The 17,335-nt window shown below is 56.1% G+C and carries 14 protein-coding genes; 5 read left to right on the top strand and 9 right to left on the bottom strand.

The window, feature by feature from the left end:
* Positions 1–6 precede the first annotated feature (6 nt).
* On the top strand, positions 7–1,140 hold the full coding sequence (locus tag NST26_RS11060; RefSeq protein WP_340979133.1) for a YkvI family membrane protein: 1,134 nt from the start codon (positions 7–9) through the stop codon (positions 1,138–1,140).
* On the opposite strand, the gene NST26_RS11055 is transcribed toward NST26_RS11060, so the two are convergent.
* Genes NST26_RS11055 through NST26_RS11045 form a run of 3 tightly spaced genes read right to left on the bottom strand, consistent with a single transcriptional unit; the run spans position 1,127 to position 7,063 of the window.
* Positions 1,127–4,534 (bottom strand): AAA family ATPase, encoded by a 3,408-nt coding sequence (locus NST26_RS11055; protein ID WP_340954133.1) that lies wholly within the window; start codon positions 4,532–4,534, stop codon positions 1,127–1,129. The genes NST26_RS11060 and NST26_RS11055 overlap by 14 nt on opposite strands.
* The gene (locus NST26_RS11050; protein ID WP_340954136.1) at positions 4,531–5,922 is read right to left on the bottom strand and encodes a metallophosphoesterase family protein; all 1,392 of its coding nucleotides are present in this window, start codon (positions 5,920–5,922) and stop codon (positions 4,531–4,533) included. Before NST26_RS11050 ends, NST26_RS11055 begins: the two co-directional genes overlap by 4 nt.
* 4 nt (positions 5,923–5,926) lie before the next feature.
* Entirely contained in the window at positions 5,927–7,063 is a 1,137-nt protein-coding gene (locus NST26_RS11045; RefSeq protein WP_209877961.1) for a glycosyltransferase family 4 protein, read from the bottom strand.
* A gap of 209 nt (positions 7,064–7,272) precedes the next feature.
* Here NST26_RS11045 and NST26_RS11040 point away from each other — a divergent pair, with 209 nt between their 5' ends.
* From NST26_RS11040 to NST26_RS11025, 4 genes are all read left to right on the top strand, one after another.
* Positions 7,273–8,685: an RsmB/NOP family class I SAM-dependent RNA methyltransferase gene (locus NST26_RS11040; RefSeq protein WP_340954140.1), complete on the top strand. Its 1,413-nt coding sequence runs from the start codon at positions 7,273–7,275 to the stop codon at positions 8,683–8,685.
* Positions 8,686–8,799: 114 nt separating this feature from the next.
* The gene (locus NST26_RS11035; RefSeq protein ID WP_143803672.1) at positions 8,800–8,889 is read left to right on the top strand and encodes a sporulation protein YjcZ; all 90 of its coding nucleotides are present in this window, start codon (positions 8,800–8,802) and stop codon (positions 8,887–8,889) included.
* 406 nt (positions 8,890–9,295) lie between these two features.
* The gene (locus NST26_RS11030; protein ID WP_340954143.1) at positions 9,296–9,865 is read left to right on the top strand and encodes a hypothetical protein; all 570 of its coding nucleotides are present in this window, start codon (positions 9,296–9,298) and stop codon (positions 9,863–9,865) included.
* 19 nt (positions 9,866–9,884) lie between these two features.
* Positions 9,885–11,111 carry a hypothetical protein gene (locus NST26_RS11025; RefSeq protein WP_340954146.1) on the top strand — a complete coding sequence of 409 codons (1,227 nt, stop codon included), beginning with the start codon at positions 9,885–9,887 and terminating at the stop codon, positions 11,109–11,111.
* 125 nt (positions 11,112–11,236) lie between these two features.
* On the opposite strand, the gene NST26_RS11020 is transcribed toward NST26_RS11025, so the two are convergent.
* The 6 genes from NST26_RS11020 to NST26_RS10995 all read right to left on the bottom strand — a co-directional run bounded on the left by NST26_RS11020 (position 11,237) and on the right by NST26_RS10995 (position 17,209).
* Positions 11,237–12,040, bottom strand: a complete 804-nt coding sequence (locus NST26_RS11020; protein WP_340954149.1) for a Cof-type HAD-IIB family hydrolase — start codon at positions 12,038–12,040, stop codon at positions 11,237–11,239.
* A gap of 342 nt (positions 12,041–12,382) precedes the next feature.
* On the bottom strand, positions 12,383–13,132 hold the full coding sequence (locus NST26_RS11015) for a pseudouridine synthase (RefSeq protein WP_340954152.1): 750 nt from the start codon (positions 13,130–13,132) through the stop codon (positions 12,383–12,385).
* 3 nt (positions 13,133–13,135) lie between these two features.
* Positions 13,136–14,752, bottom strand: coding sequence for an RsmB/NOP family class I SAM-dependent RNA methyltransferase (locus NST26_RS11010; RefSeq protein WP_340954154.1), 1,617 nt, complete (start codon positions 14,750–14,752; stop codon positions 13,136–13,138).
* A 68-nt stretch (positions 14,753–14,820) separates the two neighbouring features.
* Complete coding sequence (locus NST26_RS11005; RefSeq protein ID WP_076078448.1) at positions 14,821–15,285, bottom strand: DUF309 domain-containing protein; 465 nt, start codon at positions 15,283–15,285, stop codon at positions 14,821–14,823.
* Positions 15,275–16,087, bottom strand: coding sequence for a GTP pyrophosphokinase (locus NST26_RS11000; RefSeq protein WP_036725183.1), 813 nt, complete (start codon positions 16,085–16,087; stop codon positions 15,275–15,277). Before NST26_RS11000 ends, NST26_RS11005 begins: the two co-directional genes overlap by 11 nt.
* A gap of 27 nt (positions 16,088–16,114) precedes the next feature.
* Positions 16,115–17,209, bottom strand: a complete 1,095-nt coding sequence (locus NST26_RS10995; RefSeq protein WP_340954157.1) for a quinone-dependent dihydroorotate dehydrogenase — start codon at positions 17,207–17,209, stop codon at positions 16,115–16,117.
* Positions 17,210–17,335: the final 126 nt, after the last annotated feature.

Below are 17,335 nucleotides of genomic sequence, written 5' to 3'. Positions count from 1 at the left end.
CTAAGCATGAAGTCACATATCCGCACATTACAGATCGCTTTCACTTATATCGGCACCATTGTCGGCGCCGGATTCGCTACCGGCCAGGAAATCCTCCGTTTTTTCACCAGATACGGCCACTGGGCGCTGCTGACGATTCTATTCTCTGCCGCTCTCTTTATCTGGCTAGGCACCAAAATGATGATCATCGCCCGGAAAATCTCTGCGGACTCGTATGAGGATTTCAACCGCCACCTGTTCGGAGCCAAGGCCGGGACCATCATTAGCCTGTTTACCATGATTATTCTGATCGGGGTGAACAGCATCATGCTGGCAGGCGCCGGGGCGATCTTCAAGGAGCATCTCGGCCTTCCCTATCAGGCGGGGCTGCTTCTGACGATCCTCGGATCTTACTTGCTGCTGAAGCGCGGTATTTCCGGCATTCTGCAGATCAACAGCCTGGTGGTGCCCCTGATGCTTACTTTGTCGCTGATCCTTGTCTGTAATACGCTGGGCGTTGCGGGAGCCGAACGCTTCCTCTTCCTGCCCACCGATTACAGCAGTATCAACGCATGGATATCTCCGCTGCTCTATACCTCGTTCAACCTTGGCATGGCCCAGGCGGTGCTGGTTCCGCTGGCCCGTCATACGGATGACGAACGTGCGCTGGTGCGCGGCGGGATTCTGGGCGGAGCGGGCATCGGGTTCATGCTGCTGGCGGCCCATTTTGCCATGAGCTCGCAGATGCCGGGCATCCTGCAGTTCGAGATTCCGATGGGAAGCATCGCCATCCGGCTGGGTCCGGTGGTGCAGATGGTGTTCTTGCTGCTGATCTTCATGGAAATCTTCAGCACCTTCGTCGCCGGTATCTACGGGGTAAGCGTACAGCTCCAGCAGCGGCTCCCGGTCGCCCCCGCGCTTGTCGCCCCGCTGCTGATGCTGATCTGCTATGTGTTCAGCCAATTCGGCTTCAGCTCGCTGCTGGGCATCTTCTACCCGATCTTCGGCGCGCTGTGTCTGATATGGGTGGTCATGCTGGTGCGCTCCCCCATGTCCCCGCCGCCAGGGCAGGGCAAGCCGCCCGCAGGAGGAGCGGGCGGCAAGAAGCAGGGGATTACGATTGTCAGCATCAAGCCTGCGATCCGCACTACACGGAAATAACTGCTGCGGCAGGAATGCTGCCCGCCACAGCTTCGGCGACATGACGGTGGCAGGTCATCATGACGATCTGCCGGGAAGAAGACAGCTCGCCAAGCAGAGCCAGAGCCGCATGAAGCCGGTATTCATCGAAGTTAACGAACAGATCATCGAAGAACAGCGGCAGATTCACCTTGCTGCTCATCGTTTCTGCCAGTGCCAGCCGGATCGCCAGATACAGCTGCTCCGCGGTTCCCCGGCTGAGCAGCCCGCTGTCCAGCAGTCCGGCATCCTTATGCTCAGCCTTCAGCTCCTTATGCCCCAGCGTCATCACAATCCGGCGGTATTCCCCGTGCGTGAGCTTCGAGAAATACACGGAGGCCAGCTGCAGCACCTGAGGCTGCTTCTCCTGCTCATAGATCCGGCGTGTCCGGCCCATCAGCTCGGCCGCCAGAGCGGTTACCGCATATTGCCCGGCCAGATTACGCAGTGCCGCCCGCTGTTCCTCCAGTTGCTGGAGCGCAGTATCTTCCTTGCCGCGCTTCGTCAATGCTTCCCGTTCCTGCAGCAGCTTGCCGCGCTGCTCAAGCAGTGCGCTGCGTTCCTCTTCAAGCTCGGCCGCCGCTTCTTCCGCGGCCTGACGCTCCTGCGCAAGCCGCCCGGCGTCCAGATGCTCCAGCAGACTCAAGAGCTCTGCCCGGCCTTCGTCATCCCATCCGCTGAACATCGCCAGCTCCGCTTGACGCACGGACCGCGTAACCTCTATCCTCCTCAGCCACGCAGAGGAACGGCGCAGGAACTGCTCGCCATCCTCAGCACCGCCTTCCTCCAGCAGCTTCGAGCAGCGCAGGTTCAATTCCGCCTGCTCCCTGTGATTCGCTGCCAGCTCCTCCCGGACTTCAGCCAGCCGCGCCTCCACACTCTCTCTGCGCAGCAGCTCAGCCTTCAGCTGATCCCACTCCCGCTTCCGCAGCTCCAGCCAGGTTAATAGGGCGGCTGGTGTGGGGTGGCGGGGAGCAGCTGGAGTTGCGGGTGGATGCTGGGCGGTAGGATTGGTGGCGGGTAGCCGGTGCTGATCAGTGGGCTCGGTGGCGGGTAGCCGGTGCTGATCAGTAAGCGGAGTAGCGGGTAGTGATTGCTGCTCAGTAGGCTCGGTGGCGGGTAGCCGGTGCTGATCAGTAAGCGGAACAGCCGGTATCGATTGCTGCTCAGCTACAAAGGAAATGGAGTTTACCCGTCCGGTCTCCGCAGCTGCAAGCAGCTTCATCCCTTCCTGTTCATAGAGTGCACATTCCGCCGCCAGTCCGCTTAGCCGCGCAGACCATTTGGCCTCCTGGCGCAGCAGCTCATGGCCCTGCTCTGCCAGGGCGAAAATATCCGGCAGGCCGTCCGGGGACAGCCCTTCGGGGAGTCTCCGCTGACGCAGCCATTCTTCATAGCGCGCCGCCAGCTCTGTGAAGCGGGCCTCCGCTTCCTCCAGTTCGCCTGTCAGCACCTGTTCCTGTCCGCTTAGCCGCTCAAGCTCCGTCCGGCAGGCCTCGGCCTCAGCCGCCTGCCGGTCTACGCGCTGGCGCCAGGTGCCCCAGGCCTCCATCAGCCGGCGCAGCTCGCGCATCCCGGCCTCCAGCCCGCCTGCGTCAGGGCTGGACGCCTTGCCGCTCTCCCGCTCCGCGCCGGAGAGCAGCAGTCCGCGCAGCCGCAGCATCTCCGCTGCGGCCTTGCCCGCCTCCCCGCCGCCCGGCTCCGGCGGGGCAACCGCCGCCCCCGCTGCGCGCAGGGCGGCCCAGAGCCACAGGTCCGCTGCGGCCAGCAGGCCGAGCGCGGACCATACGCTGACCGGCGGTGCGCCGGTCAGCCACAGCGCAGGCGGCAGCAGCAGCGTAAGCGCTGCGCCCGCCTGCAGGAAGCGCCGGTAGCGTGCCGCCCGGCGCCCGTTCGCGCCGGGGCGGCTGCCCCCGGCGGCGTCACTGCGGCGCGGGGCTGACGCGCCGCCTTCCGGGCCGAGCTGCGCTTCGCGCCAGCGCTCGGCGGCCTGCTGCAGCTCGTCCCAGAGCTGCACCAGTTCACGCGGGCTGCGCGCAGCCAGGCCCGCGAAGTCCGCTGCGCCGCTGGCGTGCTCCTGCGCCAGCAAGCGCTCGGCCGCCTGCAGCGCAGCAGCGGCGGCGGCCTTGCGGGCGCGGAGGCTCAGCAGCTCCGCGCCCCGGGTCTCCATTTGCCGGTCATACCCGGCAAAGGAGGCGGCATAACGCCGCGCGGCCTCCCGGTCCGCCGCGGACGGGGTGAAGTCCGCGAGCGCTGCCGAATCCCAGCCTGCACCGATACTGCGCAGCAGGCGTTCCAGCTGCTCCCGCAGAGCCGTCAGCTCCGCGGCAATCCGCTGCTGCTCTGCCCGCTTGTCCTCATAGCTGCTGCGGCTGCGGTCCAGCGCTTCGAGCTCAGGCCCCTGCTCCGCAAGCAGAGGATCAGGAGGATTCGCCTCAAGCTCTGCGGTAAGCTCCGCCGTCAGCCGCTCCAGCCGGAACGCGGCGCCCTGCAAGCTGCGCAGATCGGCTGTAAGCGACCTCCAGCGCTCCGCCCCGTTATCCGGGAACGACGCGATCACGGGAAGCTCCTCCAGCTCCAGCCGGCCTTCGCTCCATTTCAGCCACAGCTCCCGGATGTCCTGCGCCTTGCGCAGCTTCATCAGTCTTGCTCCAGCGAGCTCGCGGTCCAGCTTCATCTGCTCCAGCTGCTGCTCCGCAGCTTCCAGAGCCAGAGTATTCCCGTTATATCTCGGCAGATAAGAGCGGCTCTCCGCTACCTCCTGCTCCAGCTTCCCGATAGACTGCAGAATCCTGGCGGCCTCCTGGACCTTGCCGCGCGGCTTGTAGAGCTTCTCGGCCTCCTGAACCAGACGCTTCTCTGCCCGCATAATCTCTCCGCCGCCGCCCATCCCGGCATGGAACAGGTAGCTGCTCATTTCCCCGGACTGCAAGGCACCCAGCTCCTGCAGCTCGTCAAGCGAGACAGCGAACAGCTGGCGGAACATACTCCGGGAGATGCCGCCAAGCAGACGCCGCTCCAGCTCCGCCTGATTCAGCTCCTCCGTACGGCCATCCGGATGTCTGAGTGCAATATGCAGCTTCTCTGCTCTGCCCGGCTCCGCGCCGCCGGATGCATACCGGCGGATAGTCCATAATGCGCCGGACTCATCCCTTGCTTCGAGCACCCCACCGTGCGTTCCCCCTTGCAGCGGCTCGTACCGTTCAGCCGGTTTCCCCCGGCCGGGGATGCCGTACAGCATAGCACGGATGAACTGCAGGGTCGTGCTTTTACCCGCCTCGTTGCGTCCGAACAGAACCGTGACCCCTTCATTCAGTCCGATCTCCCGCTGAGCCAGCCTTCCGTAGCCGTCTATCCGCAATGAATCGATCTTCATTCCTCTACCTCCCGGCCTTGCTGTCCGTCGCCATCTCCTGCATCCCCAGCAGAATACGCCTTGCCTTCTTCCGCAGCATTCTGCGGCGTCCCGCCGGACTCTTCCAGTCCGCTCAGCAATGTGATTCCCAGCTCTGCTGCACCTCTCAGCCATTCCTGCTTCTCTTCGGCTCCTACGGATAATAGCAGCCTGCGCAGCTCCTGATTCTCCATCATCGGTCTCAGCGCAGTAGCGACCAGCTCGTCCAATTCTGCGGCATTCCCGCTACTGCGCCCGGCAAGCCGCAGCATTTCACCCAGGAAGCTGTCCTCCAGAAGCAAGTGCTCACGGTCAACCGCAAGTCCCGTTTCGATGGAGAAGCCTTCCGTCCAGACCAAGCCCGCATATTCCTTGCGCACCGCGCGCACCGTTTCCCGCCGCTGCAGCTCGGTGAGCAGATCATCGGCCGCCCCCTTCTCAGCCAGCACCTTATGTATATCGCCCCGTCCGGTCAGGCGGAACCTGACCACAGACATCATCTGCGGGGTCTCGCTGCGGATATCCTCCACTGCATTCTCTACAGCGAGGGTCCACTCGGCCTCGTCAGTGAGCCCATCTATAGAGAGCTCGCGGACCTGCCAGCGCACACTGTCCAGTTCATGGAAATCCAGCCGGACTCCCCCCTCTGCACTGACATCAACCGTATAGCAGCCCTTGGGCCCGGTCTCCTTAATGCTTCTTCCTTGAATATTGCCCGGATAGACGATAGGCGGATGCTCATGCAGAATACTCCGCTTATGAATATGCCCGAGCGCCCAATAGTCATAGCCCCTGCCGATCAGATCCTTCCGGGTGCACGGGGAGTACGTCTCATGCTGGAGATCCCCGTCCACATTGCCATGCAGCAGGGCGATGTGGAACAGGCTGCTGCCCGGCTGGCGGCTGAAGCGCAGAGCTGTATTCTCTGTCACTTTGGAGGTCGGGTAGGAGATGCCGCTAACCACAGCTACCTCCCGTCCGTCTTCCCTGCGGCGGGCAGTCACGCGCTCGGGCTCACTCCCGCCGAATACCGTAACATGGGCAGGCGGTGCCGAACTAAGGCGCGGGCCGTCCAGCGGATCATGGTTACCGTGGATCAGGAATACCTGAATCCCGTGGCGTCCAAGTTCCTCCAGGGCCTCCCGGAACCGGAGCTGCCCCTGAAGTGAAGCATCCGCGACATCGTAGACATCGCCGCTAATGACCACGAAATCCACCTTTTGCAGGGTGGCTACGCCAACAAGCCGCCCGAGGGCGGCGAAGGTAGACTCCCGGAGATAGGAGCGGATATCCTGGGGGAGATGAGACAGACCGGCGAACCGGCTGTCCAGATGCAGATCCGCCGCATGCAGGAAGCGAAAAGGAATCATAGTCTCACCCCTTCATTCCCGGCTGGAACTGCAGATAGGTTTTCTTCAGCTCATTGGCTACACGGGTCAGGGAGTAGAGGCTCTTTGCTTTATCCCAAGCCGAACGCGACAGCTCATATCGGTAGCCGGGGTCCGTGATCACTTTTTCCAGGGCATCTGCCAGTCCCAGCTCATCATCCGGATTCACCAGCAGCCCGTTCACCCCGTCCTCAATCTGCTCGGGAATACCGCCCACATTCGTCCCGACCAGCGCCAGACAGCTCAGCGCAGCCTCGGCAAATACCGAACCGAACGCCTCCGCCCGCGAAGGCAATACGAAGATATCGAAGAACGGCATGAATTCCTCAGGATGCAGCGTATAGCCGTAAAAAATAGTCTCATTATAGATGCCCAGCGCCTGCGCAAGCTGCTCCAGCTCCGCCCGGCTCGGTCCGTCCCCGATAATATGCAGCACATATTCATGTCCCCGCTTCTTCAGCTCGGCACAAGCCTTGAACAGAATATCTATGCCTTTGGCCGGTACGAGACGGGTAACTGTGACCAGCTGCGGAATGTCATTCTCATGCGGGACAGGCTTGAATCTCTTCTCATCGAATCCGTTAGGAATGACTCCAATGCTGTCCGGCTGGTCAATATAAGGAGTCACATAATCGGCAAAAGCACGCGAAACCGTCATCAGCCGGTCACTCACATGCTCCAGCTCCCGGTAAATCGCGACCAGGAACTGATGCTCAAGCCCCCCCTCCCGGATCACCCCATTCAGGATTAATTCACGCTCATAGCTGGAGTGCAGCGTCTGAATCAAGGGAACGTCAGGATAAATTCTCTTCATCGCCAGCCCGGCAATCGGGTGATGGGCATGGATCAGGTCATAATTTTTGCTCATACGCAGCTTAGTCCACCAAATGTAATCCCGGTAAGTCTGAATGTATTTTTGCACAACCGGACTTTCGCCATACACGGTCCAGTCGAAGGTCTCGAAGACGATGTCTTCGCGCCCCTTGCCCCGGATGCGCTTAGGCAGCCAGAACAAATCCATCTCCCAGCGGCTGGACCGGAAGCGTTCCTGGAGATAAGGAATCATAGAAGATACACCACCGGGCTGCTCCGGCGGGAAGAATAGCGCTTGCAGCAAGTTCATATAGGTACATCTCCCTTTACAATTGCCCTATTTACGGTGAAGGCCGGCAATTATGATATAGTTGTGTATATGTACAATAATAAAAACGGGTACAGCTACAGGTATAGGTACGCTAAGGTTCCATACCTAATTTTATCGGTATCCACCCGAAACAGCAACTAAGATGACAGCTTTACTTATCTTGAACTTGGACTAGAGGAGATTGATTTATGAATGAAGAACGACTGCCTGCCGCTTACACCGCCAATATTAGAGAGATGCTGGGGGATTCGGCGGACGCTTTTCTGAAGAGCTATCTTGCTGCGCGGACCCAGGGTCTGCGGTTCAATACTTTAAAAAGCAGTGTACCTTCCGGCCGCACCGCAGCGGAGCAGGCAATCTCACAATTCGGTCTGTCACAGGTAACATGGTGTCCGTCAGGCTTCTATTACGAAGACCCCGCTCGCCCGGGGAGACATCCGTATCATACCGCCGGACTATATTATATTCAGGAGCCCTCCGCAATGTCCGCAGCCGAGCTGCTGAAGCCGCTTCCCGGAGAGATCGTTCTCGACCTCGCGGCTGCTCCCGGCGGCAAAACCACCCATATCGCCGCACTGATGCAAGGGGAAGGGCTGCTCATCTCCAATGAAATTCACCCGGAGCGGGCCAAAATCCTGGCCGAAAACGTCGAGCGGCTCGGCATAAGCAACACACTGGTTACTTCCGCAGCTCCTGGTGATCTCTCCAAAAGATTCCCTGAGGTGTTCGACCGCATTATGCTGGACGCGCCTTGCTCCGGTGAAGGAATGTTCCGCAAAGACCCCGCAGCGATAGACGAATGGTCCCCGAAGCATGTGGAGATCTGTGTAGCCAGACAGTGGGATATTCTGCAGGATGCGTATCTGATGCTGAAGCCCGGCGGCCATATGGTCTATTCGACCTGTACCTTCAACCGCCAGGAGAATGAGGAGACGATGGAGCGCTTCGTGCAGACCTATCCCGATATGGAGCTGATCGTTACAAAGCGGCTGTGGCCGCATCTGGAGCGGGGCGAAGGGCATTTCGTGGCCCTGCTGCACAAGGCGGCTTCAGCAGACCCGGCGGATTCCGCTCCGCGCAAGAGCCGGGGCAAGCGCGGTGAACGCGGCAGCGGCAGTGACGGTCCGAAGACAAGTGCTACGCTTAGGGAGGCCTATCAACAGTTCATGAGCTGGGCGGCGGCAGAGCTGCCCGGATTCGCTGGACACGGCGTCCCGCTTCTCTTCGGCGAATCCCTGTATCTGCTGCCTGAGGCATTCAATGGGCGGCTGCACACCGGGATACTGGACGGGCTCAAGGTGCCACGTGCCGGAATGCATATTGCCCATCTTAAGAAAAACCGGATCGAGCCCGCGCACGCCCTGGCCATGACACTCCGGCCGGATCAGGCGGCGCGCAGCTATGATATGCCTGCGGACGGCACGGAGATCCAGGCCTGGCTGCGCGGCGAGAGTCTGCCGGTTCCGCCAAGCCTGCATGGCTGGACGCTGGTAACCGTAGACGGCTTGCCTGTAGGCTGGGGCAAAGCCAGCTCCGGCCAGCTCAAGAATCATTTGCCCAAGGGTCTGCGGATCAGGGCAGCCCATATTGACGAAGTTTAGGCTGCTGACTAGTTCACGAATCGTTCATAAGCATATGATGTCATTATCCCATGGAGGTCCGCCGGACTTAAGGCGGCAAGTGGGAACAGACATGAATCAAGGGAGGAATCAGACATGGGTGCAGGTGTAGGCTTCACTTCGACCGGTGCGATCTTGGTACTCTTCATATTGCTCGTAATCATTTCCCGTTCGTTGTTCGTCTAATTCCGCTATAAGCAGCACAGCACACGGACCTCAAGCAGCCCGCCCCCTTTAAGGGGGCAGGCTGCTTTTTCAATTCTCCTGATCGCGTGTGATACATATTATAAAGCCGTTTTTAATAGAACCTTAAAGCCTCATGGCACCGAATTATGCTTTATGTTTTCGCCATATAGCTCCGCTTTGTTCCCACTATTCTCTAATTCATACCTCTTCATTCTTGTAAATTCGACAATTATTGGTATTAAATACCTATATTCGTAAAATTCAATCAATGCTAAAATATGGAATATTCACTTAGACCATACCTGTTATAATGGAGGTGATTATTTATATTAGAAGTATCGGAGGGATTACTCTGAAATCGTCTAAAAACAAGATTATGATTGTGTGCTCTGCGGTTGTAGTTGTCATGATTATCATAATAGTGCAACATTTCCTTACTCAAGAGAAACTCTCCGACTATACCGTTGTAAATGATGGTGTTGTGGTAACTAAGCAATTTAGTATCAGATCCAAAACTGCACAACAAAACACATCAGCAGTAGGATCGATTTTTGTGTGGGGCGAAAAAGCAATGGCCAAGCGCATACGAATTGTTGCTTCGTTTGAAATTGATCCTAAAGATTTCGGCGGAATGACTATCTACATTCCGAAGAAATGGTATATCGCCAACATTCTAAGCAATTTCCCTGAGAATCAAAAAACATTACTACAGCCATTTGCTTCCGAAACTGATATGAACCTAGGTAAGGAGTGGAGAAATAAGGTTGAAGTCGGTGTAACAAATCTACAAAACCCTGCAGGCGGTGGAAGTGGAATGATAATTATCGATCTAGTATCCGATAGCAAAACAATTTTACCTTCGGAAAATTTCAACATTATGGTTTCCGTTGGCTCCGATACCAAAGGCGGCGTAAGGTCGATAGGCGTCAATTCAATTAAAATCCCAATCTCTGTGAAAGCTGAGAGCAAGGATTAATGAGGAGAGATGTTAGATTATGATTAAATTCAGAAAGTCAGCACTCAAATCTATTCGTATAGCACTCATTTTATCTCTAACTCTAGTACCCACAGGAATGGCTTACGCATATGATACGCCCGTAAGTCATGTAGACGCTAGTAATTCAATTAATTGGCCTTACACTACTGGAGCTAACAAAATTGCTGCTTCTTCGTCAATTGGATTCATGGGGGCAACATGGCTTGGTACAATTAATAGATGGCATTTCGATTTCAGATTCGCGGGCACAGGGGCTAGCAGAGCGACCACAAGCCCTCCCATACCTATAAATAATAGGATCCAAATAGCAAGAATGGAGATAAAAAACACTCAAAACCCAAGTAATATGGCACTTAATTCATATACAGACCCAGCATTTATCGGTTCTGCTCCCGAATCTTCAGGATCTAACCTACCCGGATACTATAATGCAGCCTATGCAGTATTAAATTTTTCTACATTCCTCCTTACTCCCATGAGCGGTTTTCTTTATAACACTGGTAGTCTCATTGCTTCATTGCGCAATGTTTCTGACAGTAATACAACTAGTGCTTCAGCATTAACTCGTCAGTGGAACTGGTCAACCGACATTGCTGATACTGGCCAATTTTTTTGGTTTAGTGCTGATGTCCCTGCAAATACAACCTCGCAACTTTCTGCTGAATATATGCTATTAGGCACTGGATACGAGGTGTTATCCGCGGGGAAACGTTATTATAACCTGACTGCTGGCACAGCAAGAAGTAGTAATAGTTTAGCTAAGTCTGCTGCGATACAAGACAAAGACTGGAACCCAGGAATGATGACTCCCGAAGAAAAAGCTGAATGTGGGATCATAGAAATACCAAGAGATGAAATAGACCAACAAGCAAGTAAACTGAATATCGCCCCATCTGTGGTCACGAGTTTAAAGGCTTCTGAGGATCAAGTATTCTATTATGCAACAAAATTTCCAGTCACTGAATCTATCCGTCCTACGAATGAGGAGCTGACCCCTAAAGAAAAATCAATACAGGATATTAATGACCAACTGGATAGAAGCGAAACCATTATTGATGCCTTCCAACGATACGATACTAAGAATACAGAGCAAGAACTAATTATCAAAGACCATGAATCTCAAGAATTAATTCTTCAGGGACTTCTTCAACGTGCAAATCAGACCGATGAGAACGACCTCAGAAGCTTAAGCGAAATTCAATTATCATTGTCGGACTTGAAGTAGAGTAGCTTCTTAAAAGCTTAAAGCGGCAAAAAAAGGGCGATTCTCCGTTATTGGAGGATCGCCCTTTTGCATTTTTGGTCGCTCGCTACTTAGCAAGAAATTAGATATGCTGAGTGTACAAGCCATCAGGAAGACAAACAATATTTCACCAGCGCATCGCGCACACCGTTGTCATTATTGGTGCCGGTGATCACATCTGCGGCTGCTTTGACCTCTACCGGAGAGTTATCCATCGCCACGCCCAGACCGGCATACGTCAGCATAGAGATATCATTATAATAGTTGCCGATCGACAGCACCTGCTCTTGCGGAATGCCAAGCTCGGCTGCCAGATGCTTCAGGGCATTGCCTTTGGAGGATTCCGGGTGCATGAGATCAACGAAGAACTCTCCGCTGCGCAGAATATTGTATTGCTCTCCCCAAGTAGCCCACTCCCGCTGCGCTTCATCCAGAATATCGGACTGTGTGAACACAGTGAATTTCACAATCGGTTCGCGGAACTCCTCCCAGGCTGGAAGGGATGCAGGCATAATCCGGAAATGCTCATACATAAAGTGGGCTTCCTTCGTCAGGTTCTCCACATTATCCACATACATCTCAAATGCCGTATTCACATCAAAATGGATATCACGCTCACGGCAATAGGCGATATACGGGTCCAGCCCTCTGGCGTCCAGCCCGTACTGGTGCAGTACCTTACGGTCCTTGACACTCACCGTAGCCGCTCCGTTATGGCCCAGCACATATCCCGACAAGCCCATCTCCTCCATAAAAGGAATCGAATTCTGCGGACTGCGCCCTGTGCAGAGTACAATCTGCCCGCCCTGACGCGTGACCTCAGCAACCGCCGCTTTGTTCTCTACGCTGAGCTGATGATCATCATTCAGCAGTGTTCCGTCTACATCCAGTGCAATCAGTTTGTATTTCATACCCCATCATCCTATCTCTGTATAGTATACCGCCAGGCATTTGCCTGCTTCACCATTCATTGGCAGCTCATTGAGATCAAGCTGCTCCCGGCGTACCTAACTAAGCTTCCGTTTAACGGACTCCAAAGACGCTAATTCGGCACAAAAGGTTATTTTAAGCGTCTAACGGACCCGAGTGAACTTATCTCCTCACCAGTGGTTGAAATTACGCCAAATGCCCGCCAATAAAGGCTATGGAGTCCGTTAACAGGTTAAAATCAGCCTTTTTGCCGGAATAAGCGCAGTTGAGTCCGTTACCGGCAGTCAGGCAGTTAGGCTATCAGGCTGTCAGAGGTGTATCATCTAACGCTTCAGCAGCTCCAGCTCACGGGCCGTGAGCTCCCGGCAGGCTCCCTCGGGCAGCGTCTCGTCGAGCTTCAATTCGCCCATCGACACCCGTTTCAGGAACACTACCTTCTTCCCGACAGCTACGAACATCCGCTTCACCTGATGGAATTTGCCTTCCGTAATGGTGAGTGAGATATACGACAGCACGCGGCTGCCCCGTTCTCTGCTCAGAATGCTAAGCTGCGCGGGCAGGGTCACATAACCATCCTCAAGCGTAACACCCTCGGCAAAAGCAGCCACATCCGCCGCATCGACCTCGCCCTCGACGGTGGCCTCGTAGGTCTTGGGGACATGCTTGCGCGGGGACAGCAGCTCATGTGCCAGCTTGCCGTCATTGGTAAGCAGCAGCAGACCCACGGTATCCTTATCCAGCCGCCCGACTGGGAAAGGCTCGAACAGCGCATGCTCCTGCTTCAGCAGGTCCAGAACAGTGCGGTCCCGTTTATCCTCGGTGGCGGATAACACGCCCGGGGGTTTATTCATCATCAGATAGATGAATTCCCGGTAGAGGACCGGCTCCCCGCCAACCTCTATGCGGTCCTGCTGCGGGTCTACATGGAACCCGCTGTCTTTGACGACAGCTCCATTTACTGTGATCAGGCCCTGCTTGGCCTGCTTGCGGATATCGCTGCGCGAGCCGATCCCCATGTGGGACAGCACCTTGTCAATCCGTTGCTTCTTATTTGCATTTCCTCCTGTAGCCATACTCTAAGTCCACCTCCAGCCTGCGGGATATTCGTTCTTCAGCAGCCCGTCCTGCCATTTGCCCCAGCCTGCGCTGAAGCCATCGATGCAGACGAGGGTATAGCCTTTGTAAGCATGTCCTTCCTTAACGGACAGGCGCTCTGCGGGTATCGACAGGGTCTCCCCCTTCAGGTAGGACACCGCTTCCCCGCTGGCGCTGGATAGCGATACCGAGCGGCTGCATTCCTCAGGACGCAGTGCTGTAGCGAGCGGATGACCGGGAACAAATCTGCCGCTCTTGATCTGCCCCACATACCAGCCCGGCCGAACCGTCTTCAGACCGTCCAGCGCTTCACGCGGCAACGGGGAGATATATAGATGATCGCCGAACCATATGGCATGTCCGGGCGGCTGTGTCCCCAGCAGCTCTTGAATAAAGTCCGCATAGACCGCGAACGCTAGCGCTTCACCGCCAGTTCGCTGTGACTGCGGACCTGGACCCGTTCCGGCTCTACCAGAGCCGGAGCCGTGTCCAGATCCGCGTCCTCCCTTGCCGCCCCGGCCGTGATCTGCCCTGCCGGGAACTGCCTTACTGTGAAAGTCTGTTTTCGCAGCCTTGCTCCGGGGCGCGGCAGACAGACTTCTCTCTCTCTTATCATTTCGTGCTTGTACATTCTCTAAAGTGTCTGTCAGCGTAGCTCCATTCTCTGCTGCCCCGGCCTCAAATGCCTCTCTCGCAGGTCCGCCACTTCCGTCATGGCGCAGTACTGCCATGAAATGTCCTTCCCCCTTAACCTTATGCGGCCACAGCCGCGCCGCACCCGGCAATGAGCCGAGTCCGGCAGCGAACGGGCCGGTTCCGCCTACGGGAACCAGCGAGAACTGCGGATGCCCGGACAGGAATCCGGCAATCATCTCCTCGTTCTCCTCCAGAGCGAACGTGCAGGTGGAGTACACCATAGTACCGCCTGGCTTCAGCGCTGAAGCTGCGGCCTGCAGAATCTCCCGCTGCATCTCCGCATATTTGTCCGGGGTCCCCGGCTCCCACTGTCTAACCATATCCTCGTCCTTGCGGAACATACCTTCACCCGAACACGGCGCGTCAATCAGAATCCGGTCGAAGAAGCGGGGGAAGGCCGCCGCAATCCGCTCCGGGCGCTCATTCAGGACAATGCCGTTCCGTACCCCGTACAGCTCCAGATTCTTGGCGAGTGCCTTCGTCCGTTCAGGATGCAGGTCATTCGAGACCAGCAGGCCTTCGCCTTGCAGCTTGGCGGCAATCTGGGTAGATTTACCGCCCGGGGCTGCACACAGATCGAGCACACGGTCCCCCGGCTGAACGTCCAGCAGTTCAACCGGGGCCATGGCACTCGGCTCCTGAATATAGTACAGCCCGGCATGATAATAGGGATGTTTGCCGGGTCTGGCTCCCTCTCCGGTATAGAAGCCCGAAGGGCACCAGGGAATCGGCTCCAGGGTGAAGGGGGAACGCCCCCGCAGCCCGTCCACCGTTATTTTCAGTGTATTGACACGGATTCCCCCGTAAGGTGACTGCTGATAGGTATCTGTAAATTGCTCATATTCCGGTCCCAGCAGCTCTTTCATACGCCGCGCGAAAGCTCCGGGCAGTTGTGCTGTCATGATGCCTTCCTCCCGCTCAAATAATCAGGAACACCCCTGCGGGTGCTCCTGTTGTAGCCTTACTATGGTCAAGCGCCATCCGGCCTGTTCCTCGGTCTGTCCGGCTGCTGCGGCCCGCGCCGCTGGGGCACCACAGGCTGAATGGACTCTGCCGCCAGCCTGACCTCTTCCTTCAGCACGGGGTCTACGATGCGGATGGTGAGATCATAATAATCAAAGGGCTGATCTTCGTAAGCTTCCAGACGGGCAACATACGCTCCCGCTTCCCGGACCAGCTTCTCCAGATCAATACCAAGCGTCACCGCCGGATATCTGCCCAGTACTTCATGAGACTGCTTTAGCAGAATCAAGCCGCCGCGCACATTGGCATTACGGAAATGGTACAGCCCGACTGCCACCTGCAGCAGAGCTTTGTATAACGGATCACGCTGCTTTTCCAGCCATAATTCCTCAAGCACCTCATGACATTCGAAATAATCCCTGTCCCGGTTGAAGTAGATGAGGTAGGCCAGATACAACGGCTCATAAGCCATCCGGCTCGCTGCCCTTCTTGGCATTCGAGAGCAGCTCGCGCACATGGTCCAGCAGTTCCTTCATCGCATCCATATCCTGAGCCTGCCAGATCGCATTGAACCGTTCCTGGCTCTCAATCGCTTCATTCACAAGATGATAGAAATACAGCTGATGAATAGCCTTCAGCAGTTGGGTCGTCATGTTCGAGTTCTCCTCGAAGGTCTTCTGGGCCTCCAGAATCTCTTCCCGGATACTCGACATCTCGCTGTCCAGAATGGAAGCCGCTTCTGCTGCCGTCTTCAGGCGCACCCGCATTTCATCGGGCAGGCTCTCCCGGTATTTATAATTCAGCGAATGCTCAATGGTTGCCCAGAAGTTCATCGCCAGTGTACGGATTTGGATTTCAGCCAGTACAATCTTTTGACCCAGCGCAGTCTGTACCGGATACCGGATGATCATATGGAAGCTGCGGTAGCCGCTTTCCTTATAGTTGGTAATGTAGTCCTTCTCATATAACACTTCAAGATCCTTGCGGGCACGGATGTATTCCGCCACTCTGCGGATATCCTCGACGAACTGGCACATAATGCGAATGCCGGCGATATCCTCGATGCCCGTTTCCAGATCCTCCATTTTTACATTTAACCGTTTGGCCTTCTCAAGTATGCTAGACAGCCGCTTCACACGGCCGGTAACGAATTCAATCGGCGTATATTCTTCCCTTTTCTTGAGTTCAGAGCGCATCGTCTTGAATTTAACCTTCAATTCCTCCACCGTTTGTTCATAAGGAAGCAGAAAAGTTCCCCAGTCCCTGACGTCCATCGCCTTGTCCTCCTGTCCATTCATCCTTCAGTGATGATCAGCGCCTACCGCATCAAGGAGCCTCTCGAAGCCGTCCCGCCGCAGCAGCTGCCGTAGTCCGGCATGCACTCTGCGGTTAACCTCCGGCCCTTCATAGATGAGTGCTGTATAAATTTCGACCAGACTGGCGCCTGCCCGTATCTTATCGTAAGCATCCTGGGCTGTAAAAATCCCTCCCGACCCGATAATCGGCAGCTTGCCGCCCGTCTGGCTATAGATTCTGCGGATAATCTCTGTAGAACGTTCGCGCAGCGGCTGGCCGCTCAGCCCGCCCGTCTCACCGGCTTTGTCGCTCTGCAGCCCTTCACGGGAGAGGGTCGTATTGGTGGCAATGATACCGTCCATTCCGGCTTCCGTGATGGTATGTACCATATATTCCAGCTCAGCGTCACTGACATCGGGAGCAATCTTGACCAGCAGCCCCTTCGCGGTGCCCGTCTTCGCCCGCTGCAGCTCCATCTCTTCCTTAACCTCGCTAAGCAGGTTCGAGAGCTCGCTGCCATGCTGAAGACTCCGGAGATCAGGGGTATTCGGCGAGCTGATATTGACCACAAAAAAATCACCGTACGGATACAGCGTACGGATACACTTGCGGTAATCCTCATGTGCCAATTCATTCGGGGTGGCCTTGTTGCGTCCGATATTGACCGCCACCGGAATTCTGCGCTTCTTCAGCTTCTTGAGGCGTTCAGCCATGGCCTCCGCGCCTTCATTATTGAAGCCCATCCGGTTAATGAGCGCCTTGTCGGGCAGCAGCCGGAACAGCCGGGGACTGTCATTGCCGGGCTGGCCTACCGGAGTTACCGTGCCTACCTCCATAAATCCGAAGCCGATCGAAGAGAACCCTCCTACCGCTTCTGCATTCTTATCCAGTCCTGCCGCTAAGCCCACTGGGGTCGGGAAATGTACCCCGAACAGATCCACCGCAAGGTCAGCTGTCTCAGGAACCCCGTACATGAGGCGCATAGCCGCGCTCCCGCCGGGAACCAGATCTGCTTTATTCAGTCCGCCGATGACGAGATGATGTGCCGTCTCCGGGTCCATTTTAAAGAAAATTGGTTTACCAAAATGTCGATACAGCACCGTTCTCGCTCCTTTAAGGGAACCACAATTGACATAACGACTCCCGTATCTATAGGTTTCTTCTTAATTTTATCCGTTTCCGGGGGAAAAGAAAAGTTTTTTGCCGCAGCGATTGTCTCCGCCCTG

Source organism: Paenibacillus sp. FSL R7-0128 (genome assembly GCF_038002245.1).
In the GTDB taxonomy this organism is placed as follows: domain Bacteria; phylum Bacillota; class Bacilli; order Paenibacillales; family Paenibacillaceae; genus Paenibacillus_AQ; species Paenibacillus_AQ silagei.
Note: the sequence above shows the minus strand (reverse complement) of the source record. Positions and strands in the feature narration are given on the sequence as shown.